We start from the raw sequence: 22,547 nt of genomic DNA, 5'->3' as shown, positions 1-22,547 counted from the left end.
TTGTTGCTCCTATCCGCCGAAGGACAGCGCCGTCAGGACGATCAGCGCGAAACCGATGGCTGCGGTCAGCACCAGGGCGCGCAGCCGTTCCCGCTCTGCCGCGCGCGTGTCGGGGCGCAGGCGCGGCGGCGGGGTATAGGCCGGTATGGCGCCGGTATGGGGGCTGGCCATCTCCATCTTGTAGGAGAGGAACCAGACGAGCCCGAGGCCGAGGGCCCAGAACAGAAGGCCCCAGGCCCATTGCGACGGCATTCCGACCAGCCAGGTGCCTGCGGGCGCGCCGAAGGCGATGTTTCCGAACACCAGGCCGGGACCGACGGCGAAGAAGGCCCAGGCCAGCGCCACCGACCAGGCGGTCGAGCGCAGCGCCTCGGCGCGGGGCGACTGGCGCAGCGTGCCGGCAAGGAACCGCCTTGCTTCTTCCGCCTCGCTGCCGAAGCCCCGGCGCTGGGTGAAGAGGGAGACGAGCATGGTCACGACAAGGTTGGGCACAAGACCCCAGGCGGCGGAGTGGATCGTCCAGGGCCAGCGACCCCATGGCAGGTCGAGCCCGAGGAAGGACAGCACCGCCTGGCCGAAAGGCTCGGTCAGCAGCACGCCGGCGATGCCGAAGCCGGTGCCGGTGATGACCGCGGGGCGCGTGAACCAGCGCACCCAGGTCATGCCGAGCAGCGGCGTCCACAACTGGACGGAGAGGGGCAGCGCCAGCGCGCCGAGCACGGACAGCGTCACCGGGGTCAGCGCCTGCATCAGCAGCGACAGCAGTGCCAGCAGCACCACGGCGATGCGCGCCAGGCTGACCGTCGCCGAGCGCGACAGGGCACTGTGGAACCAGGGCTTGTAGAGGGTGCGGACCAGCGCTTCGGCCGCCGTCAGCAGGGCCAGCCCGGCCAGGAGCTGGATGCCGCAGAGGATGCCGATGAAGATCCAGGCCGCGAACCAGGGCGACAGGCTCGCCATCAGGGCCGGCACAGACAGGGCCGGATCGGTATAGCCGGCCACCCCGACGGCGGCGGCGGCCAGCGCCACCGCAAGACCGAAGGCGCCCGCCATCACCCAGGTCTGCCCGGCGGCAAGACCGCGCGGCGTGGCCGTGGACAGCACCACCTTCAGCACGACGGGGCTGGCCTGCATGCCCAGCAGCGCAAAGGCCAGCGACAGGGCGGCGACGGCGGTGCCCTCATGCCCGGCGGCGGCTTCGCGCCCGATCCCGGCGGTGAACTGGATGACGCCGGCAACGGTCAGGTGGCCGCCGCCGCTCTCGGCCACAACGGCCTGCAGGCCCCGGTTGAGCGCGGCGAAACCCCCGGCCTCGACCAGGGCGAAGGTGGCAAGGCCGATCAGCGCGGCCATTGCCAGCACCGCCTGGATCGCGCCGAGATAGCCGACGGCCCGCATGCCGCCGATCACCACATAGCCGATCAGGATCGCCCCCAGCAGCAAGGCCGCTCCTTCAAGCGACAGTGCCCCATCGGTGAGCTGCGCGGCGATGGCCGAGAGGGCCCGCAACTGCAGCCCTGCGAAGGCCACGGCGAAGACCACCGCCACCAGGGCGGAAAACACCACGAGGAACTCCGACTGCCAATAGACGCGCAGAAGTTCCCCTTGCGAGGACAGGCGCAGCCGTTGGCCGACCAGCCACAGCCGCTTGAAGAACAGGACCCCGGGGATGGCCAGAACCACGCCTGCCTGCAGGAGCGAGGGATGCGAAAAGCCCTGCGCCGCGATCTCGGCAGGCAGCGCCAGCGTTGCCCAGCCGGAGACGGAGGCGCCGGCGACGACCAGCGCCGACACCCAGGCGGGAAGCGTGTGTCCGGCCGAGAACCAGGTCTCGTGGCCGGCGTTGGCGAGGGCCGCCACCCGCGCCCAGTACAGGGTGACGGCAGCCCAGAACAGCAGGTAGAGCGGGAGCCAGATCATCTAGTCACCCTTCCGCATGGCGGGTCCCGCCGAGCGCATGTGGAATTGCGAGAAGGCGCCGCGCAGCCCGTGGCGGGTGACGAGATAGGCAAGGAAGCCGGCGGCCAGCGTGCCGAACAGGGTCAGGCCCGCATAGTAATCGGCCATCGTCATGTCTCCCTGCAGCGCCCCGACGATGAACACGAAGCCCAGCACGCCGTAGGTTCCGACACCGAGCGCCGCCTCGCCGCGGGTGAACCCGGTGCCGTGGACGGCATTGACGACGACATGCGCGCCAAGGGCCGTCAGGATCACGGCGACGCCCGCTGCCGAGACGGCCCAGACATCGTGCGCCATCCCTTCAAGGAACAGCCCGAGGCCCAGAAAGCCAAGGCTGCCCCAGATCGAGAAGACGAGGATTCCGCGGTCGACGTTCGGGGTGCGTTCGCGCATGGCTCAGCCGCTCCGTTGGGGAGGGCGGGGCGCAGGTCGCGCGCCCCGCGATGTGTCAGTTGGCCGAAGGCTTGCCGCCGCGCGCCTTGGTGCCCTTGGTCGCCGGTTCGGGGGCCGAAGGGTCGGTGTAGACGATCTTCGACAGGTCCTGCAGCGTATGCGGGCGGTGGATCGTGTCTGCCGACAGGCCGATCTCACCCAGCAGCGTATCGACGAAGGGCGCCTGGCTGCGATAGCGCAGGGCCGAGGTCACCACCTGGTCGGCCAGGTTGCCGTCGCGCGGGGTGCCGCCGTCGATCGCAGCGCCGCTCGCCTGTCCCGAGAGCGAGGCGCCCGAGAGGCCGGGCAAGCCTTCCACATGGACGATCTTGATCTCGTCGATCTGCTCCATCGGCTTGACGCTCTCGCGGATGATGGCGGGAAGGTTCTCCACCAGCGCCTTGTGCAGCGCCGACCGGCGGCTGGCGTCGGAGCGCAGGTTTTCGGCCGCGTTCAGCTTCTCCTTGCCCTCCGCTTCCACGCGCAGACGCTCCTCGAGCGCAGCGACGGCGATGCGGTCGGCATCCGCCCGGTCGCTCGCGGCGGCCTTCTCCGCTTCCGCCAGGATGCGCAGCCGGACAGCCTCCGACTCGGCAGCGCGCTCGGCCTCGATCACCTCCACCTTCTTCTGGCGGTTGGCGATCTCCAGGTCGCGCAGGGTCTGCACCCGTTCGGTAGCCTCCACGGCGGCGGCGCGTGCCGCTTCGGCGATCGACTGCGCCTCGGCCCGCTCCTTCGACTTCAGCGAGACGGCGATCTCGCGCATCTGCTGCTCCAGATCCAGGGCCTCGCGGCGCTTGATCTCCAGCCGCTCGATTTCCAGCTCCATCTCGATGCGGGTGCGCTCGACCGCCTCGCGTTCCTTCACCTTCGCCGTCTCGATCTCGCGTTCGCGGGCGGCCGCCTCGTTGGCGATCTCGGCCTTGCGGTTGGCGCGCTCGACCGCCACTTCGGCTTCATGCGCCAGCCGCGCATATTCGCTCTCGCGCTGGATCTCGAGGCTGCGCTTCTCGGCTTCGAGGTTCTTGGCGCGCATCGCGACCGCCGTGTCCTTCTCGATGTCGTTGCGCTTCTTCTTGCGGCTCTCGATCTGCTCGGTGAGGCGCGTCAGGCCTTCGGCGTCGAAGGTGTTGGACTCGTCGAACAGCTTGATGTCGGTCTGGTCGAGCGAGGTGAGCGAGACGCTTTCCAGTTCCAGCCCGTCGAGGGCAAGGCTCTCGGCCACCTCCTGCTTGACCTCCTTGACGAAGGCCTGCCGGTGCTCGTGGATGTGTTCGAGCGTCATCTTCGCCGCGGCGCCGCCCATGGCGTCGACAAAACGGCCCTGGATCAGGTCCTTGAGCTGTTCGGCATTCATTGTCCGGGAGCCGAGGGACCGCGCGGCAATCGCCACGGCCTCTTCCGTCGGGGCGACGCGGACGTAGAATTCCACGGTCAGTTCCACGCGCATGCGGTCCTTGGTGATGAGCGAGCGCTCGCGGGCGCGCGTCACCTCCAGCCGCAGGGTGTTCATGTTCACCTCGGTGATGTCGTGCAGGATGGGCAGCACCAGCGCGCCGCCGCCCATGACGACCTTCTCGCCGCCGAAGCCGGTTCGCACGAAGGAGATGTCCTTGGTCGATCGGCGGTAGAGCCAGTGAAGCAGGTAGGCGGCCACGGCGATGACGATCGCCGCCAGGATGATGATGGCAATGACGTCTGCACCGTTCATGGACGTGCTCCCTTCATATGCGCGGCAGAGGAATGACCGATGGCGTCAGTCACGGCGGGTCTCCGAGGATGCGCACAGCACCCCGGTGGCCAGCACCGCGACGCCGAAGGCCATGCGGTTCAGGATGTCGGCGATATTGTAGGCCACCGTCAGTTCCCCGGTGTCGGGGATGCCGGCGAAGGCGGTCAGGAAATTGCCGAGCGGATAGATCGCCCAGCCGATGGTGACGATCAGGCGCAGCCAGAAGTAGCCGCTGCGCACCGCATCGCTTTCGGCCTCGCGCACCGCGTCGTCCATTCCGCCGAAATAGAGCTCGCCGAGAATGTAGAGCCAGAACACGAGCCCGATCAGGAAGGCCAGCGTGGCGTTCATATAGGCCGCCTCGCCCAGGTAGCGGACGAAGACCATCAGCACGGCGACGACGATGAGGCGCCAGAACAGGCCGGCTCCGAGCCGCCGCGAGGTGGCGGCGAAGAAATAGAGGGCCATCACCTGCAGCGGGATCGACACGATCCAGCCGACATAGTGATAGACGACCGGCACCTGTCCGGCCGCGCCCCAGGCGATCCGTCCTTCCCAGGCCGCGGCGACGCCCACCAGCGCCGCAACGGCGCACAGCGTCACTGGCAGCTTCCAGGCCCGCCCCACCCAGGCCGTGCCGAGAAGCAGCAGCACCGCTGTTGCGGCAAGACCGAAGATCGCCACCGAATAGCTCGCCGCGGTCAGGTCGGCCGTCTCATAAACCGCCATCGCGTTTCCTCCGTTCGCGGATGTGCCTGTTGCCCATGGTCCCGCCTCAGATCTGCGTGCGGATGTGCGGGGAGCGCGCATAGAGCGCGACCATGGGCAGGATCAGCAGTCCGAAGATGAACTGCTGCCATTGAAAGTTGAGGCCGAGCCCGACAAGGAAGCTCGACAGGACCTGCAGGACCAGGACGCCGATCACCGTGAAGCCGTAGCCCCCCTGTCCGCCCAGAAGCGAGGTGCCTCCGACCACGACAGCGGCCAGCGTCAGGAACAGATACTGGTCGCCGACGCCGATGAATCCGCCGCCCGACCAGCCGAGCAACAGCGATCCGGTCAGCGCCGCGAAGAAGCCGGACAGGGCGTACATGGAGACCCAGTAACGCAGCTCCGAGATCATCACCCGGTTGGCCGAGGTGCGGTTGACGCCGAGCGCGTAGAGGTAGCGTCCATAGACGGTGGTGCGCATGCCGACGATCAGAACCAGCGCGATGAGGGCCCAGATCACGATCACCGGCGGAACAGGCAGGCCGAACGTGGTGCCGTTCATCGAGCTCAGGTTGGCCAGCCATTTGGGAACGGTGCCGAACACGTTGCCCGAATAGGCGGTGCCGATCGACGTCAGGATCTGCACGCCGCCGGAGATCGCGAAGCCGGTGCCCAGCGTCACGATCAGTGCCTGACCCTGCAGCCGGTAACTGAGGAACCCGTTGATGACGCCCAGGATGACGCCGACGGTCAGCACGATGATCATGGCGAGCCAGGGCGGCACGCCGAGCGAGATCAGGTAGAGCAGGCCGACATTCGCCGCGCCGATGATGAAGGGGATCGACAGGTCCAGTCCGCCGAGCAGCGCCACCATGGTCTGCCCGACCGAGGCCAGCCCGAGGAAGGCCGCGAAGAGCAGCATCGACTTGATGTTCTGCGCCGAGGAGAAGCCTTCGATGTTCATCGCGCCGACGGAAAAGAGGCCCGACAGAACCATGATGCCGATGAAGGCGGAGCGATTCTGCTGGAACTGTCGGCCGAGCGTGCGCGTCAGGACCAGAATCGTCAGCAGGATCAGCAGCGAGATGACGTTCCAGACATTGAAGAAACCCGTCACGGTCGCGCTGAGCACGAGGAACGCGAGCAGGATCGCGGCGAGCCCCAGAAGCGGCCAGCGATAGCTGTTCCACAGGCTGCGGATCGGACCGGGGCCGTCTTCGCTGTCGCCGCCGATCTCCCAGAACTGGCCAAGAACATAGTGCCAGCCCCACATCCACAGGGCGAGCGTGGCGATGGCGGCCAGGATCACCAACTGCACGCTGGCATCCTGGGCAAAGCCCATGATGATGCCGATGCCGGTCAGGATCAGGCCGGCCACCAGGCCGAGGATGCGGGCGCCGAGCGGCAGGGGGGTGCGCGGGGCAACGCGGGCGGCGTCGGTCATTCGGCGACCTCCTGCGAAACGGGCGCTGCGGTCTCTGCGGGCGGTGCCGGTCTCTCGCTGCTCATCACCCAGGCAATTGCCAGAACCAGCGCCGCCACGACGACACCAGTGGCCATGCCGATCTCACGCCGCCGACCGGCCTCGGTGATCGCAAGGCGCAGGAACAGGGCAACCACGGCGAGGACGATCACCGAAAGGATCAGCGGCGCGGCCTGCAGGCGCAGGGCCTCGGTTGCCGGCGACACGATGGCGATTTCCAGCGGGCCGGTCAGGGCAGCCTGCATGTCGAGCGGACCGGGAAGGACGGCGCCGACAGCGCCAAGGCTGCGATAGTCGAAGCTGGCATGCAGGATGACGCCGAGCACCACCACCGACAGCGCGACGAAATAGAGCAGCGGCGAGAAGTTCGGTATGCGCCGCTGGATCACCGGGATCAGCAGCGTCAGCAGCAGCGACACGACCAGGATCGTGCCATAGGCGAGATTGGTGACGAAGCTCTGCACCGCGCCGAAGTTGAAGGTCGAGAGCGAGAAGGTGATGAGGTAGAGGTTCAGCGCGCCGAGCGCCGACCCGAAGACGCCCGCCCGCCCGCCGGCCAGCGACGCGCCGCCCAGCACCAGCGCGGTGACGGCGATCAGCGTATAGGTCGTGCCCTGCGAGGGGTCGCCGGAGCCGATCAGGGCGGTGAAGCAGATCGCCGCTAGCCCCGCAAAGGCGCCCGAAATCAGATGCGCGCCGATCCGTACGACGGAGATCTGGACGCCGGAGGTATAGGCGGCGCGCTCGTCCGAGCCCATCAGTCGCAGATGGGTGTAGAAGGCGGTTGCGGTGAACAGCAGCCACAGGCCGGTGGCGATCAGGACGATGATCAGCGGCGGCGAGAAGATGGTGGTGCCGTAGCCCCATTCGGCCATGAATTCCGGGGCAAGGCCGCCTGGTCGCGGCAGTATGACAAGATTGATCCCCGACAGGGCCAGATAGCCGGACAGCGACACGATGATCGGCTGGACGCGGACATAGATGACGATCAGGGCGAACAGGAACTGGTACAGCGCGCCTGCGGCGATGGCGTAGAGGAACACCGCGATCGGGGAGGAGATGATGCCGGCGCCGCTCAGTTGGATCAGCGTGACGTTGATGAAGCCGATCAGCGGTCCGACCGACAGGTCGACGGTTCCGCGTCCGGAGATCACCGAGGCCATCAACGCATAGGTTGCCAGGATCAGCGGCGAGACGACGATCACCGCCGCGCCGAGGCCATAGCTTGTCGTCAGGCTGGGCGAGCGCAGGACGGCGAGCGTCAGCAGCGCGAAGAACAGGGTGATCGGCATCAGCAGGAACGGATTCGACCGTCCTCCCTGCCGGGGGGCGTCGCTGCGAGCGCTGGCGCCGGGACCTGTCGTGGTGATGCTCACCGCTGGCCTCCACGGGTCTGACGACCGTCGGCGTCGAACTCGACGATCTTGATACGGCGCGCCGGGGGCGTTGCTGCGGGGGAGGGCGTCCGGTGAGCCGCCTGCGGCACACGGTCTTCCGCTGGCGGGCGGGGCTGGGGCGCGGCGGCGCGAAGGTGGTCGGGGATGTCGACGCGGACCCGCACGCCGTCGCCGGTCGCAGGCGTCTCGGCCGGTCGGCCGGCGACGGGCTTCAACCCCCAGGCAGCGTTGAGCCCGCTTCCGTCGGTCTGGCCGAACATCGCCTCGAGCACGAGATTGGCGCGCAGGCCGCGCCCGTCAAACGCATCGAACGGCGCCCCGTCGCGGAAGACGATCACTCGCGTGGCGAAGCCGAGGAACTCCTCGATCTCGGACGACAGATAGACGACGGAGCGCCCTTCGGCCGCGAAGCGATGCAGGTGCTTGTAGAGCTCGTTCTTGGCGCCGACATCGATGCCGCGCGCCGGGTCGTTCAGCACGATGATGTCGGGACGCATGGCGAAGCCGCGCCCGATCAGCACCTTCTGCTGGTTGCCGCCCGACAGCGAGGTGATGCGGTCTTCCTTGACGCCGAACTTGATCAGCAGGTTGTCGGCCTCGCGTCGGAACGTGGTGTTCAGGGTTTCCCAGTCGATGATGCCGAGGATGCCGGCACGCTTCTTCTCCCGGTAGAGAGGCATCACCATGTTCTCGAAGATCGACAGCGACGCGAAGATGCCTTCGCGCTTGCGGTCGCCGGAGACATAGGCAATGCGTCCCTTGACGGCTTCGGCAAGGGCGCGCACCGGATGCCAGTGTCCGTGCCGATCCTGCGCCTCGACGCTGCCTGACGGGGCCGGCTGGACGCCGGCCAGCGCCCGCACGAAGGCGTCCTGCCCCTGTCCGTCCAGCCCGGCGATGCCGACGATCTCGCCGCGGCGCAGGTCGAAGTCGAAGCTGTGGCTGGCCGGCCATAGTTTGAGGGCAGCGGCGCGCAGGGCCCGTTCCGGCGTCGCCGGCCGGGCCGGCTCCTGCGTCATGTGCCCGGTTCCAGGGTCCTCGCCGGTCATCAGCGACAGGAGATTGCGCTCGGTGATATCGGCCCGCTCGAGCACGCCGACGTCGCGGCCGTCGCGCATGACCGTGGCACGGTCCGAGATGCGCACCAGTTCCGCGATGCGGTGGGTCACGATCAGCACCGTGGTGCCGGCGTCGCGCAGGGCGCGCATCTTGGAAAACAGCCGTTCGGTGGAATCGAAGTCGAGCGCCGCCGAGCTCTCGTCGAGGATCAGGATGCGCGGATCCGACAGAAGCGCGCGGGCGATGGTGAGCCACTGTTTCAGGGACAGGGGCAGGGTGCCGGCGAGGGCGTGCGGATCGACCGGCTCCCCCGAAAGCTCTTCCATCAACTGGGCGGCGCGGGCGACCTTCTGCGCCTGGCCCAGGGTCTTGGTGAAGAGCGTGTCCGCGCCCATGAAGATGTTGTCGACGACGCTGGCCTCGTCGGCGACGAGCACCTCCTGATAGACGGTGGAGATGCCGAGTGCGCGGCTTTCGGCCGGGGTGGACGGGCTTTCGCCAAGGATCGATACGGTGCCGCCGTCCACCGGAAGGATGCCGGAAACGACCTTTGCCAGCGTGCTCTTGCCACAGCCGTTGCCGCCGACGACGGCATGGATTTCGCCGGCCCGGGCGGAGAAGTTGACGCCGTCGAGCGCGCGGGTCGGCCCGAAATACTTGCGAACGTTCCGAACCGCGATGGTCTCGCGGCCGGGCTTCGCTGTTGCGGCGGGGAGAGCGGCGTCGGCCATGGGGTTCCGGCGGTCAGGTGGAAAGGTGGGGCCGCACGGTGTGCGGCCCCGCGGTTTCAGATCCGGTTCACGGCTTGTAGGCGCGCGGATCGGCCGGACGCAGGAAGAAGTCGTCCAGATAGGCGGGGTCCTGGCCCCAGCGGCTCGCTCCGACGGCCAGCCAGTCCGGGCTGTCCTCGTTGCAGTCTTCGCCCATCACCTCGGCGAGATCCTGGTGGGTGATCTTGACCGGATCGACGAGCACCGACTGCACCTTCGGACCCTGGCCCTGCAGCGTGCGCATCATGATGTTCCAGATCAGCTGGATCTCGTCGGCCGGCGGCCAGACCTGATAGGCTGCGGTGATGTAGTCGGGGTTCTTGCGCCAGTAGCAGAGCGCACCCAGCTCGCCGCCGATCGCGACGGGGATGTTGCCCCGGCCCGACTGCTGCACGGCGCGCAGCACGCCCATCTCGGCGGCCGACTGGACGACGATCGCGTCAAGCTGGCCGGGATTGGTCGCAAGCCAGCGCTGGACCTCGCCCTGGGCGACCTGATCGGTCCACATGCCCGCGACCTGGCCGGCCACGCGAATGTCGGGCGAGCTTGCCAGTCCGGCAAGGACGCCGCGATGCTGGCTGTCGGATCCGGAGGTGCCGGGAATGCCCTCGACCACCAGGACGTTGCCCTTGCCGCCGAGCTGCTCGACCACTTCCCGGGCGATCTCATAGCCCGCGACCTGGTAGTTGACCGAGGAATTGACCGAGTATTCCGAGGTCAGGTAGCCGGTCATCGAGAACACCGGGACACCGCGGTCGGCGGCATACTTGACGGTGGCATTGAGCGCGGTCGGGTTCGAGCAGCACACGATGATCGCATCGACGCCCTGGTCGACCAACTGGCGCATCTGCTGGATCTGCGTCGCGTCGTTCAGGTTGGACTGGGTGACGACGACCTCCGACACAAGCCCCAGCGCCTGCCATTCGGGAATGATGGTGTTCTGCAACTCGTCCATGGCGGCGGCGCGCCAGGTGTTGCCGGCATAGGACGAGGCATAACCGATCTTCCACGGCGGCGGGTTCTTCGCCTTGAACTCGCGCCAGGCGCTGGGCCCGACCGGCTGCATCGGGTCGAGCATGTCCTTGTTGTAGAGACGCTCGACGACAGCGGGGTTGAGTTCGTCGAGGCCTTCCGCCAGGGCCGGGCTGATCGCAACGGCCAGCAGGGCTGCGGTCAGGCCGAGGTATCTTTTCAGCGTCATGCTATTTCCTCCTCAGTTGCCCTCTCTCGGGGCGTGGCTTCAGTCGTAGAAGTCGTGCGGCGCCTTGCGGAACGCGGCCCAGCCGTCGGGGTCGTGGCCGGTGACGACCATCGCGCCGGTGTCCTTCGCGATCCGGCGCAGCTTGGCGACGGAGTTGGCGGCATCGGCGGCGGAGTGAACCAGTCCCGGCAGCGCCCGGTCCTCCCAGTGGTCCTGGGTGTAGGCGGCATCGATGGTCAGCAGCACCGGTCCGGTCTGGGGGAGGGTGACCAGAAACGACATGTGTCCGGGAGAATGGCCGGGCGTGAAGATCATCCGCACCGTGCCGTCGCCGAACAGGTCGTAATTGTCGGTGTAGTCGCCGCCGAGAAACTTCCAGTCGAGGCCCGGCCGGTCGAAATCCGAGCGGATATAGGCGCCCTGGGAGAACCAGTGGGGGCGGAAGGCATAGTCGTATTCCGCCCTCTGCACGACATAGGTGGCCTTCGGGAAGCGGCCGATGGCGCCGGTGTGGTCGAGATGCAGGTGCGACTGCAGGACGTAGCGCACCGTATGCGGCGCCACATCCACCATCTTGAGCTGCTCGATGCAGTTCTCGGACAGGCCCATGACCGGGTCATAGGCATCCACCACCTTGCCCCAGTGTCCGCGCTTGTCGACGGCGACCTCGGCGGCATTGCCGCCATCGATCACCACGTTGCCCTTGGGGTGGCGGATCAGGAACCACGGCACGGGGATCTCGAAGTCCTCCTCACCCTGGTTCATCTTGATGTATTTGAGCTTGGTGCGCAGCGTGCCGGTCTGGAACATGTGCAGCTCCATCCCCGAGGACTTGCGCCGCCGCGCCGGCGTTGCGGCCGGTGCAGGCGTCGGCGCGAAGACCGGGCGGGGGGCAAGCGCCGAGCCGTCCGCGCGGCTCCTGCCGCCGGCGCCATCCGCTTCGACCTCGACCCGCAGGCCCTTATCGTCGAACTCCACGATCTTCATCGGGCGATCACTCCTCCGGCGGCGGCGCGGCTCATGTCCGCTCCTCGATGATGCGCAGCGCTTCCCTCAGGTAGACGGCGAACAGCGGATAGTTTTCGGACATCGGGAAATGGCCGATGTCCTCCATCTCGATGTAGATGCCGCCGGGGATCTGGCGGGCGGTGTTCTCGGTTGCTTCGGGGGGCGTCAGATAGTCGTAGGTACCCGTCATCATGATCACCGGGCAGCGCCGGGTATCGATGTTGCCGAGCTGGCCGCGCAGGTCGTGGTCGATCGAGTAGAAATAGAGATCGCCCCGGAACACCTCGGAGCCTTGCGTGTAGTAGTGCCAGGTCAGCCAGCGGTCCTGGTCGGGGGACTGCGGCGCCATCAGATCCCACACGCCGGAGGCGCAGACCTGAGCGGCGTTGGCGTGGGGATGCCGCCACCAGTCCAGGAAGAAGCCGGGGGCATGCTCCGCCGCCTCGACCGGGATCACGGCGCGGAAGCGGTCCGGATGGTGCAGGGCGAGCTGAAGGGCAAGGTTGCCGCCGAAGGAAGAGCCCATGAAGATCGGGTTCTTCAGCTCCAGCGCGTCGCAGAACGCGACGACGAACTTCATGTAGTGATCGGCGGTGAGGAGGTACTCCTCCTTCCACCATTCGCGATTGTGCGGCGGGTCGGACTTGCCGTGCCGGGCCAGATCATAGGCGATCACGTCGTAGTCCCGGGTGATCGCCTCGTCCTCCAGCAGGCCGCGCCACTGATGATTGTGGCAGCCGGCCGTATGCTGGCACACCAGGGGCTGTCCCTGGCCGTTGCGCAGGTAGAACACCTTGTATTCATAGCCGTCGACGTCGATGGTCACATAGCGACCGATGACCGGCGAGTGCTTGGCCATACCGGAGTCCTTCAGGTCTGGGATTGAAACGCGGGGTCAGACGGGAACGCCGACCTTGCGCAGGAGCTCGAACTGGACGGTGAAGTTCCGCAGGTTCTGCATCATCACGAGGGTGTTGCCCTCGATCTTCAGGTCGCGGCGGAAACTTGCTGCCCAGATGCCGTGATACATCGGCTCGGGAACCGGGCGGGCGAACTCGCGCCAGGTCGCCGGACTTGCGCGCAGGGCGAAGTCGTAGGCATCCAGCGGCCGGGGATCGGTGTTGATGCGATAGACCTTGCCGTCGATCATTTCGACGATGACCTTCGCCGTGCCCATGTCCCACATGTAGGTGCACGTGAAATACTTGGCCATCGCGCCGATGGTGGCGTCACGATCCGAAGCCTCGCTGAAGCGCACGGCCCAGTCGCGCAGGCTCATCACCATTGCTGTTCCTCCCCGGAGGCGGCGCCAGGAGTGCCGCCCAATCCACCCTCAAGAAGAACTGCGTTCTCCTTGGCGATTTCGGTTCAATATGCTGAACTCTTTTCTGTGGACTGAACGTTAGTCATCATGCTAGACGGATGTCAAGGACAAAACGCGGATACATTGCCTGAATTGACAAGCTGGGCGGGGGGCGTAGAACACTCGCGAAGATTGCAGCGGGCACAGGAGGAATGGATGGCGACGGATGGGCTGAAGCCGCGGCTGGTGCCTGCGCTGGAGCGGGGCATACGGATTCTCGATTTCGTGACTCACGCCAGAAATCCCCCCTCGCTCACCGAGATCGCCCGGGAACTCGAGATCGCCAAGAGCTCCGCGCATACGCTGTGCCACACGCTCACGGAACTGGGACTGCTGATCCGCAGGCCGGATCAGACCTTCCGCGTCGGCCCGCATGTGATGCGCTGGGCCAACGCCTTCGTTCAGCAGTCCGATGTCGCCGCCGAGTTCGCCACACTGTGGGACGAAGAGACCGAACTGCCGGGTGCGACCATTACCCTGACCGTGCTGGAAGGGGGCGAGGTCGTGTATATCGCGGCGCGGAATTCGGCCATTTCCCACTCCCTCATCGAGTTTCGCGCCGGCATGCGCCTGCCAGCCTGTTTCACCGCGACCGGCAAGGCCTTCCTCAGCCATATGAGCGAGTTCGAGGTCCGGAGATTGTATCCCGAGGGGCTTCCGGAGCCCCGCACGCCCTACAGCGTCAAGGACATGGAGACCCTGCTGTCGGAACTCGCGATGGTGCGGCAGAACGGCTTTTCCGTCGACGACCAGCAGGTGGCCGAAGGGATCATCTGCTTTGGTGCGTCCGTCCTCGATTCGCGCAACCGGCCGATGGCGGGTGTCGCTGTCAGCCTGCCGGTCGACCGGCTGGAGGACACCAGCCAGGATTGCATCATTGCCAGTGTCCAGCGCATCGCCGCGCGCCTGTCACACCGCATGGGAGCGAATATCGGGTTGCACCAGATGACAGACGCCGTCCCTGCAACTGCGAGCGGGTGAGCCGCTTCTCCGGTGTTCGGTCGCATGAGGGGGTGAGGCAAGGCTAGCGCTTGCGGACCTGCGCGCAGGCCCAGTCCGCGAAGGCCTGGGCCAACTGGCCGCGCGGGCTCTGGTCGGGCATCGCGATGTAGTAGGCGGCGGTGGAGACGAGGGCCGGCGCATCCAGCAGCAGCAACTCGCCGGTCGCCAGTTCGGTCTCGATCAGATAGTCGGGCAGCAGCGCCACGCCGAGCCCCGCCTGCGCCGCGGCAATGGTGGTGGCAAAGCTGTCGAAACGCGGCCCGCGCAGGCTGAAATCCCGTTCAATCCCCGCCTGGGTCAGCCAATCCTGCCATTGCAGCGGGCGACCGGCATTCTGCAACAGCGGCAGGCGTGCCAACACCGTCTCGACCGGCTCGGCCGGGTCCGGCAGGAGCTGCGGCGCGCAGACGGCGACGACCTGCTCGCTGCACAGATAACGGCACTCGCCCTGCGGCCAGACCGGATCGCCGAAGTGAAAGGCCAGGTCGCAATGCTCCCGCGCCAGCGGAAAGGGAGCGTCATAGGTGATGACGTCGATCTGCAAGCCCGGATGGTCGGCGCAGAACCGGGGCAGGCGCGGAACCAGCCAGCGGCCGGCAAAGGTCGGCGGCGTGGCGATGCGCAGCACCTCGGGACTGTCGCCGGTGTGCAAGGCGCGCATCATCATCGTCCGGCTGTCCTGCAAGAGCCGCGCCGCCTCGCGCTGGAATTGCAGTCCCGCCGGCGTCAGCACGACCTGCCGGCGCACCCGGTTGAACAGCGCGACGCCCAGTTGCGCCTCGAGATCCTGGACATGGCGCGAGATCGAGCTCTGCGTCAGGTGCAATTCCTCGGCCGCGCGGGTAAAGTTCAGGTGTCGTGCCGCGCTGTCGAACGACTGCAGCATGATCATGTCGGGTATCAGTCGGCGGCGAAGATCCATGCGCATCCTGCATCAACTCATGAGATATTAGCACGATTCAATCGATGATCCATGCTTTAGGCAGATGCAAGATGCGATCACCCGCTCAAGGAGCTGACGTGGCGCAGAACGGCTCGACCGGATCCGCTCGACCGGAACGGGCACAATGCGTGAGGCCGGTGACCGGACCTGGACAACGCCGCCGCGCCGCCGACAGGGCCTGAAAACCGATACATGACTGCCGATAGCTGAACGTCGACAAGGGAACATTCCGATGACCAAGCTGACCGCCGCCACCGCCGAGATCTTTTCCCGGCTTAGCCTCTCGCCCGACCTGCTGACCGGCGGCGATCTGGCCACCTTCTCGCCGCTGACGGGCGAGCAGGTCGCGGCCATCGCGACCCATGACCTCGCCACGACCGATCGCATCATCGCCGACGCGCACAAGGCCTTTCTGGACTGGCGCGGCGTTCCTGCTCCGCGCCGGGGCGAATTGGTGCGCCTGCTGGGTGAGGAACTGCGGGCCAGCAAGAGCGACCTGGGCCGGCTGGTCTCGATCGAGGCGGGCAAGAGCACCTCGGAAGGACTGGGCGAAGTCCAGGAGATGATCGACATCTGCGACTTCGCCGTTGGCCTGTCGCGCCAGCTCTACGGCCTGACCATCGCCACCGAGCGTCCCGGCCACCGGATGATGGAGACCTGGCATCCGCTGGGCGTGGTCGGCATCATCTCGGCGTTCAATTTCCCGGTCGCGGTCTGGTCGTGGAACGCGGCGCTGGCGCTGGTCTGCGGCAACAGCGTGGTCTGGAAGCCCTCGGAGAAGACGCCGCTGACCGCGCTCGCCTGCCAGGCGATCCTGGACCGCGCGCTGGCGCGCTTTGGCGATGCGCCCGCGAACCTGTCGCAGGTGCTGATCGGCGGCCCGCAGATCGGCGCGGCGCTGGTCGAGGACACGCGCGTGCCGGTGATCTCGGCCACCGGCTCGACCCGCATGGGGCGGATCGTCGGTCCCAAGGTCGCGGCGCGCTTCGGCCGGGCGATCCTGGAACTGGGCGGCAACAATGCGGGCATCGTCACGCCGTCCGCCGATCTGGACATGGCGCTGCGCGCGGTTGCCTTCGGCGCCATGGGCACGGCGGGCCAGCGCTGCACGACGATGCGGCGGCTGTTCGTGCATGACAGTGTCTACGATCAGATCGTGCCGAAACTGATCAAGGTCTATGGCCAGGTCAGCGTCGGCAATCCGCTGGAGACCGATGCGCTGGTCGGCCCGCTGATCGACAAGGCCGCTTTCGATGCCATGCAGTCGGCGCTGGACGCCGCCCGCGCGGCCGGCGGTACCGTCCATGGCGGCGAGCGCGTCACTGTCGGGCAGGGTGGCTATTACGCCCGCCCGGCGCTGGTCGAGATGCCCAGCCAGACCGGCCCGGTGCTGGAGGAGACCTTCGCGCCGATCCTGTATGTGATGCGCTACCAGGACCTGACCGACGCCATCGCCCAGCACAATGCGGTGGGCGCGGGCCTGTCGTCCTCGATCTTCACGCTGGATATGCGCGAGATGGAGATGTTCCTGTCGTCCGCCGGCTCGGATTGCGGCATCGCCAACGTGAACATCGGCACCTCGGGCGCCGAGATCGGCGGCGCCTTCGGCGGCGAGAAGGAGACCGGCGGCGGCCGTGAAAGCGGTTCGGACGCGTGGAAGGGCTACATGCGCCGCGCGACCAACACGATCAACTTCTCCACCGCGCTGCCGCTGGCCCAGGGCGTCAAGTTCGACATCTGAGGCGAGGCAAGACCCCGCGATGCAGGCCGCCGCCGGGCTCCCGCCCAGTGGCGGCCGTGTTGTGTTTCCCCCGGCGCGAGACTGCCGGGGATCAGGGCTCGCGCAGCTCCTCAAGCAGCGCGATCAGATCCGCCAGGGCGGGCGAGGGCGGGCGCGCCTCGGGCCAGACCAGCGCATAGCGGCCCTGCGTGGGGGCATAGCGATCGAAGGCCGGCACCAGTCGGCCACGATGGAACTCGGCCTCGGCCATGGGGCGGGGCAACAGGGCCAGTCCAAAGCCCAGCACCGCCGCCTCGGCCAGGGTGGCGAACTGGTCGAACAGCATGCCCCGCAGGCGCGAGGCCTCGGTTCCTTGGGCCTGGAACCACTCCTCCCAGGCGCCGGGGCGGCCTTCCAGATGCAGAAGCGGCAGCGCCAGCAGCGCCTGCGGATCGTCGATGCGATCCGGGAGCAGGGCCGGGGCACAGCAGGGGATGACCTCTTCGCCGGCAAGATCCAGCCAGCACATGCCCGGCCAGTCGCGCAGCCCGAAGTGGATCGCCGCGTCGAAGCGCTCCTGCGCGAAGTCGAAAGGCGTCAAGCGCGTGCCGAGATTGATCGAGATGTCGGGATGGCGCGCGGCATAGATGCGCAGCCGCGGCGCCAGCCAGGACATGCCGAAGGCCGGGCGGATGGCAAGGTTCAGGCTGATCCGCGTCCCGGCGGCACGGATGCGCAAGCTGGCGTCGGCCAGATCCTGCAGGCAGTTCCGCGCGGATTGGGCATAGTCGCGGCCACTGTCGGTCAGCCGGACGCCGCGCCCTTCGCGGCGCAGCAGTTCGACGCCAAGCTGCTCTTCCAGTACGGTCAACTGACGGCTGACGGCGGAATGGGTCAGCGCCAGATCGTGCGCCGCTGCCGTCACCGACCCCAGCCGGTCCACCGCTTCCAGCGCCAGCAGCGACGGGATCGAGGGCAGGAACCGACGCGGCGCGATCATGTGAGTTTTCCTTGAGTATCGGTGACGAAATCGCGCTTTTTTAGCAGGTTTCGCGATTTATGCTCACGCCAATGTCAAATCGCCCGGATCAGGCGGGCACGTTCGGGGACGCTTCCATGACCAGCAAGGGAAATCTTTGGCGGGCGAGTTCTGCTGTTCGGGTCGAGGCACCGGCGCTGGACCGCCCGCTGGACGTGGACCTGGCGATCATCGGCGGCGGCTTCACCGGCCAGGCCGCGGCGCTGGAAGGGGCGCGGCGCGGCGCCTCGGTCGCCGTGTTCGAGGGCGAGACGCTCGGCCACGGTGGTTCGGGGCGCAATGTCGGGTTGGTCAATGCGGGGCTTTGGCTGCCGCCCGAGGAGGTCGTCAGGGCAATGGGCGCCGAGGCGGGCGGGCGGCTGATGGCGCTGCTGGCCGATGCGCCGCGCCGGGTGTGGTCGCTGATCGAGCGCGAAGGCATCGAGTGCGAGGCGACGCGGCAGGGCACGCTGCATCTGGCTCATGCGCCTGCCGGCTTCCGCGATCTGGCCGAGCGGCACCGCCAGGGCACGGCCCTCGGCTGGCCGCTGCAACTGCTGGATGCGGCGGAAGCGGCCCGCCGCACCGGCAGCAGGGCCTTTCACGGCGCGCTGTTCGATCCGCGTGCGGGTACGATCCAGCCGCTGTCCTATGCGCTGGGTCTGGCGCAGGCGGCAATCTCGGCGGGGGCGCGGGTGTTCGAGCACAGCCGCGTCAGCCGGGTGCGGCGTGAGGACCAGCACTGGCATCTGAGCGTGAACGGCCAGCCGGTGCGGGCGCGCAGCCTGCTGCTGGCGACCAACGCCTATTTCGACGGGATCGACATGGGCACGCGCCCGGAGATCGTCGCCGTCAACTATTTCCAGGCCGCGACCGTGCCGATCCCGCAGGACCTGCGCTTGCGCATCCTGCCGGGGCGCCAGGGCTGCTGGGATACGGATCTGGTCATGTCCTCGTTCCGCATGGACGCGCAGGGCCGCTTCATCATCGGCGGCATCGGCAATCTGGAAGGGCCGGGACGGGCTGTCCACATGAGCTGGGCGCGCCGCAAGCTGCGTCAGACCTTCCCGGAACTGGGCGACCTGCCGTTCGAACATGACTGGTCCGGCCGCATCGCCATGACCGGCGATCACATCCCCAAGATCCTGCGCTTCGGCACCTCGGCCCTGGCCTGCTTCGGCTATTCCGGCCGGGGGATCGGGCCGGGCACCACTTTCGGCACGCTTGCGGCCGAGGCGCTTTTGACCGGCGACGACACCGTCCTGCCCGTCGCGCCGGTGACCAGCCACCGCGAGAGCTTAGTTCCCGTGCGCGAGGCCTATTACGAGATGGGCGCCGTCCTGACCCATGCCGTCAAAGCGAGGGGCGGCGCCTGACGCGGGCGGGCCCGTCCGCCCGCCCTTGCGGCGCGGTGCAGCGGCGCGCGCGGCCTGCACGCAGCCTGTGTGGGAGGTAGTGCGCCCTTCAGGCCGTGGACTGAGGCCGCGGACTAGAATGCTTGCACACGCGATGACAGATGCCGTACGGGACGCTCCGCGGGCAAGGGCAAGTCTGGCGGGGAGGGTGAGCCTATGAGACAGGGAGGTTGGCTGGGGAACCTGGATTCGAACCAGGACTAACGGAGTCAGAGTCCGTGGGTCTACCGTTAACCTATTCCCCAATGCCGATGGATGCTGTGTCCGGATCTGACCGGACATCTGGATCTGCAACAGCCATGCCGGCTCTGGAGCCTTTGGCGATGCAGTCCGGCCGGAGATGCCCTTCAGGAAAAAGCTTCACCGGCGCCTGCCGCGCGAACGGCAGCGCATCCATGGGGGCTTTTTATGAATCCGGGCCTGCGCTGTCAAGCACGGATGCCGGTCCTTGGAAAAAATGCTGCCCCAGCCTGTGCATATCCGGGGTTGGCAGAGGGCGCGCGCAAGGCCCGGCCGCGCGCGCGCGGCGTCGCATGCCATCGGATTTGCGGCTGTCGGGGGCTTCCCGTGGGGCAGAACGTTGCGGGCGGCGGATATGGTGGTAAACTCTCCCCAACGACAATGCGTTTTCTGGCGGCGGCCACGATGAGGCTGCCACAGGAAGGCAGAGGCACCCATGGGTGCCGGCAAGGACAGACTGTGAGCGAATCGGGACAGATGGAGCCGGGCGACAGCCGGCTGCATCCCGGCTCGACACCGGGACAGAGCGACGCGACAGGCGCCGGCACAGGGCCCGCCAAGCGCAAGAGGTCCCGGAAGAGACGCAGGCCGAAGGGCGCCGCTGGCGCCCCGGCCGGGGGCTCCGGGCAAGGTGCGGCACGCACGGCCGGAGACCGGGATGCCGGAGCGAACGCCGTCGGCGCGCCACCACTAGGGGGCGTGAACGGGAAAGCTGCATCCGCGGGCAGCCGAAAGCGGGCGCGCAAGCGCCACCGCCCCAACCGGGCGGAGCGGCGTGCCGATGCCAGCCGGACGGACACCAGCCAGACAGATGCCAGCCGCACGGATGCCAGCCGAACGGCTGCGAGCCGGGCCGAAGGGCAGACACCCGCCGAGACGGCGGGCCAAGCCGAGCCGGCAACGCGCGCGCAGACTGCGCCGCAGGCCGGCAGGGCCGCGATCCGGTACAAGGAACAGCCGCAACCAGGGGCGCGGGACGCTGCGGCGCTGCGGCGTGGTGTGCCGACGACCGGACAGCAGGCAGGGTGGGGGGCTGGGCAATCGGGCCCCGGCAGCCATGGCGAGGGCTCGGGAAAACACGACCGCCCGGTTGAGCCGGTGCGCGCGCCGGTGCCCCACTGCGCGTCCGGGCTGCCGGCGCGCGGGCGGGACGAACCCGTGGCCCACCGGCCGCCGCCGCATGGGCATGCGGTAGCCGGGCCAGAGGCGGAGCCGCCGGGGCGGCTCTATGCGGCGCTCGATCTTGGCACCAACAATTGCCGCCTGCTGGTGGCACGGCCCGAGCAGCGCGGCTTTCGCGTGGTCGATGCCTATTCGCGCATCGTCCGGCTGGGCGAGGGGCTGGGCCATACCAACCGGCTGAGCGAGCCGGCGATGGAGCGGGCGCTGGAAGCGCTGGTCTGTTGCCGCGACAAGCTGGAGGAGCGGGGGGTCGATCGCTTCCGCCTGATCGCCACGGAAGCCTGCCGCGCGGCGGAAAACGGGCCGCAATTCATCGAGCGGGTGCGGCAGGAAACCGGACTTGCCCTGGAGATCGCCTCGCGGGAGACCGAGGCGCGGCTCGCGGTCGCGGGCTGCGCGTCGCTCGTGTGTCCGGATGCCAATGGCGTGGTGCTGTTCGACATCGGCGGCGGATCGTCGGAGATCGTCTGGCTGGACCTGCGCAACCGCTGCGGCGCGCGCGGCGTGGCGCTCACCCGCTTCATCCGCGCCTGGATCTCGCTGCCCGTCGGCGTCGTCAACCTTGCGGAACGCCATGGCGGACGCCATGTCACGACCGACACGTTCGAGGCGATGGTCAACGATGCCCGCGCGCATCTGGAGGCCTTCTCGCTGGGACGGGAACTCAGCGCGGCGATCTGCGACGGCAAGGTGCACATGCTCGGCACATCCGGCACCGTCACGACGCTGGCCGGCGTGCATTTCGGCCTCAAGCGCTACGACCGGCGCCGGGTCGACGGGGCGTGGATGGACACCGAGGATGTCTCGGCGATGATTGAGCGGCTGCGTGCGATGCCGTATGAGGAGCGCGTCGACAACCCGTGCATCGGCGCCGACCGGGCCGATCTCGTGCTGGCGGGCTGTGCGATCCTCGAGGCGATCCGGCGGCGCTGGCCGTGCCAGCGGCTGCGTGTCGCCGACCGGGGCTTGCGCGAGGGCATCCTGATGGAGCTTATGGCGGCCGACAATGTCTGGCGCCGAAAGCCGCCGCACCGACAGCGCCCGCGCGGGCGCACGAGATAGGACAAGGCAATGACCACTTCGGGCCGCGGACGCGGCGACCGCGGCATGTTCGAGCGGGTGAAGACCGCGCGCAAGCGGTCGAATTCCTCCACCCGCTGGCTGCAGCGCCAGCTCAACGATCCTTACGTTCGCCGGTCGAAGATCGACGGCTATCGCTCGCGCGCGGCCTACAAGCTGCTGGAGATCGACGAGAAGCACAAGCTGCTGAAGCCGGGTCAGAGGATCGTCGATCTGGGTGCTGCGCCCGGTGGCTGGTGCCAGGTGGCGGCGGCGAAGACCGGGTCCACCGACGAGGATCCGCTGATCGTCGGCATCGACTATCTGGAGATGGAGCCGCTCCCCGGCGTGGTGCTGCTGCAGAAGGATTTTCTCGACGACGACGCGCCGCAGGCCCTGCTGCAGGCGCTTGGCGGCCACGCGCCGGACCTGGTGATCTCCGACATGGCGGCGCCCACCACCGGCCACCGTCAGACCGACCACCTGCGCACGACTCACCTGTTCGAGGTCGCCGCCCTCTTTGCCCGCGAGACCCTGGCGCCGGGCGGGGCGTTCCTGTCCAAGGTGTTTCGCGGCGGAGCCGAGAACGATCAGCTCGCCGAGCTGAAGCGCGACTACCAGACGGTGCATCACATCAAGCCGCCGGCAAGCCGCAAGGAAAGCCCGGAACTCTATGTTCTGGCGAAGGGTTTTCGCGGCCGCAAGGACTGAGCGAAAGACACTCGCCGCATCGGTGCGGTTAAGAAAAGACCGCGAAGGGACAAGTCCTTCCGTGATCGCGCTTCCCTTCCCGTCGTACGCGTGTTAATGACCCGCGCCAACTTCTCCCATCTGCGACCGCTCCTCCGGACGC

The 22,547-nt window shown here is 67.8% G+C and carries 18 protein-coding genes and 1 tRNA gene; 5 read left to right on the top strand and 14 right to left on the bottom strand.

Translation table 11 applies throughout. The features are described 5' to 3' along the window. Positions 1 to 9 precede the first annotated feature (9 nt). The 11 genes from P2PM1_RS15215 to P2PM1_RS15165 form a co-directional block, all read right to left on the bottom strand. Positions 10 to 1,920, bottom strand: a complete 1,911-nt coding sequence (locus tag P2PM1_RS15215) for a hypothetical protein (RefSeq protein ID WP_186399624.1) — start codon at positions 1,918 to 1,920, stop codon at positions 10 to 12. After that, positions 1,921 to 2,352: a hypothetical protein gene (locus tag P2PM1_RS15210; RefSeq protein WP_186386781.1), complete on the bottom strand. Its 432-nt coding sequence runs from the start codon at positions 2,350 to 2,352 to the stop codon at positions 1,921 to 1,923. Between the two features lie 55 nt (positions 2,353 to 2,407). Beyond that, a complete protein-coding gene (locus tag P2PM1_RS15205) occupies positions 2,408 to 4,102 on the bottom strand; it encodes a flotillin family protein (protein WP_186399623.1) in 1,695 nt (564 codons plus the stop codon). Positions 4,103 to 4,147: 45 nt separating this feature from the next. Next, complete coding sequence (locus P2PM1_RS15200; protein WP_186399622.1) at positions 4,148 to 4,852, bottom strand: bacteriorhodopsin; 705 nt, start codon at positions 4,850 to 4,852, stop codon at positions 4,148 to 4,150. 46 nt (positions 4,853 to 4,898) lie between these two features. Then, complete coding sequence (locus P2PM1_RS15195) at positions 4,899 to 6,278, bottom strand: ABC transporter permease (RefSeq protein WP_244301533.1); 1,380 nt, start codon at positions 6,276 to 6,278, stop codon at positions 4,899 to 4,901. Then, positions 6,275 to 7,693: an ABC transporter permease gene (locus tag P2PM1_RS15190; RefSeq protein WP_244301532.1), complete on the bottom strand. Its 1,419-nt coding sequence runs from the start codon at positions 7,691 to 7,693 to the stop codon at positions 6,275 to 6,277. The genes P2PM1_RS15195 and P2PM1_RS15190 overlap by 4 nt, the downstream gene beginning before the upstream one ends. Further along, positions 7,690 to 9,504 (bottom strand): sugar ABC transporter ATP-binding protein, encoded by a 1,815-nt coding sequence (locus P2PM1_RS15185; protein ID WP_186399621.1) that lies wholly within the window; start codon positions 9,502 to 9,504, stop codon positions 7,690 to 7,692. Before P2PM1_RS15185 ends, P2PM1_RS15190 begins: the two co-directional genes overlap by 4 nt. Before the next feature lie 67 nt (positions 9,505 to 9,571). Next, complete coding sequence (locus P2PM1_RS15180) at positions 9,572 to 10,744, bottom strand: ABC transporter substrate-binding protein (protein WP_208985288.1); 1,173 nt, start codon at positions 10,742 to 10,744, stop codon at positions 9,572 to 9,574. Between the two features lie 39 nt (positions 10,745 to 10,783). Continuing rightward, on the bottom strand, positions 10,784 to 11,566 hold the full coding sequence (gene attM, locus P2PM1_RS15175; RefSeq protein ID WP_186386803.1) for an N-acyl homoserine lactonase AttM: 783 nt from the start codon (positions 11,564 to 11,566) through the stop codon (positions 10,784 to 10,786). A 196-nt stretch (positions 11,567 to 11,762) separates the two neighbouring features. Then, entirely contained in the window at positions 11,763 to 12,611 is an 849-nt protein-coding gene (locus P2PM1_RS15170) for an alpha/beta fold hydrolase (protein ID WP_186386785.1), read from the bottom strand. 36 nt (positions 12,612 to 12,647) lie between these two features. After that, positions 12,648 to 13,037, bottom strand: coding sequence for a hypothetical protein (locus P2PM1_RS15165; RefSeq protein WP_186386786.1), 390 nt, complete (start codon positions 13,035 to 13,037; stop codon positions 12,648 to 12,650). A gap of 234 nt (positions 13,038 to 13,271) precedes the next feature. Here P2PM1_RS15165 and P2PM1_RS15160 point away from each other — a divergent pair, with 234 nt between their 5' ends. Then, positions 13,272 to 14,096 (top strand): IclR family transcriptional regulator, encoded by an 825-nt coding sequence (locus P2PM1_RS15160; RefSeq protein ID WP_186399620.1) that lies wholly within the window; start codon positions 13,272 to 13,274, stop codon positions 14,094 to 14,096. A 43-nt stretch (positions 14,097 to 14,139) separates the two neighbouring features. Here P2PM1_RS15160 and P2PM1_RS15155 read toward each other — a convergent pair whose 3' ends face one another. Then, complete coding sequence (locus P2PM1_RS15155; RefSeq protein ID WP_186399619.1) at positions 14,140 to 15,039, bottom strand: LysR family transcriptional regulator; 900 nt, start codon at positions 15,037 to 15,039, stop codon at positions 14,140 to 14,142. Between the two features lie 253 nt (positions 15,040 to 15,292). Here P2PM1_RS15155 and P2PM1_RS15150 point away from each other — a divergent pair, with 253 nt between their 5' ends. Next, positions 15,293 to 16,801 carry an aldehyde dehydrogenase family protein gene (locus P2PM1_RS15150; protein ID WP_186399618.1) on the top strand — a complete coding sequence of 503 codons (1,509 nt, stop codon included), beginning with the start codon at positions 15,293 to 15,295 and terminating at the stop codon, positions 16,799 to 16,801. Between the two features lie 91 nt (positions 16,802 to 16,892). Here the strand turns inward: P2PM1_RS15150 and P2PM1_RS15145 are convergent, their stop codons facing one another. After that, a complete protein-coding gene (locus P2PM1_RS15145; protein ID WP_186399617.1) occupies positions 16,893 to 17,780 on the bottom strand; it encodes a LysR substrate-binding domain-containing protein in 888 nt (295 codons plus the stop codon). 116 nt (positions 17,781 to 17,896) lie between these two features. Here P2PM1_RS15145 and P2PM1_RS15140 point away from each other — a divergent pair, with 116 nt between their 5' ends. Then, the gene (locus P2PM1_RS15140) at positions 17,897 to 19,174 is read left to right on the top strand and encodes an FAD-binding oxidoreductase (protein WP_186399616.1); all 1,278 of its coding nucleotides are present in this window, start codon (positions 17,897 to 17,899) and stop codon (positions 19,172 to 19,174) included. Between the two features lie 210 nt (positions 19,175 to 19,384). Here the strand turns inward: P2PM1_RS15140 and P2PM1_RS15135 are convergent. Beyond that, positions 19,385 to 19,458, bottom strand: a tRNA-Gln gene (locus P2PM1_RS15135). Between the two features lie 1,153 nt (positions 19,459 to 20,611). On the opposite strand from P2PM1_RS15135, the gene P2PM1_RS25830 reads away from it, so the two are divergent. Further along, positions 20,612 to 21,697, top strand: a complete 1,086-nt coding sequence (locus P2PM1_RS25830) for a Ppx/GppA phosphatase family protein (protein ID WP_244293163.1) — start codon at positions 20,612 to 20,614, stop codon at positions 21,695 to 21,697. A gap of 9 nt (positions 21,698 to 21,706) precedes the next feature. Beyond that, positions 21,707 to 22,405, top strand: coding sequence for an RlmE family RNA methyltransferase (locus P2PM1_RS15125; RefSeq protein ID WP_186389186.1), 699 nt, complete (start codon positions 21,707 to 21,709; stop codon positions 22,403 to 22,405). The last annotated feature ends 142 nt before the right edge of the window (positions 22,406 to 22,547 follow it).

This window comes from Stappia sp. P2PMeth1 (assembly GCF_900185735.1).
Taxonomy (GTDB): Bacteria; Pseudomonadota; Alphaproteobacteria; order Rhizobiales; family Stappiaceae; genus Stappia.
The sequence above is the reverse complement of the archived record's forward strand: the minus strand, read 5'-3'. Positions and strand labels throughout refer to the sequence as shown.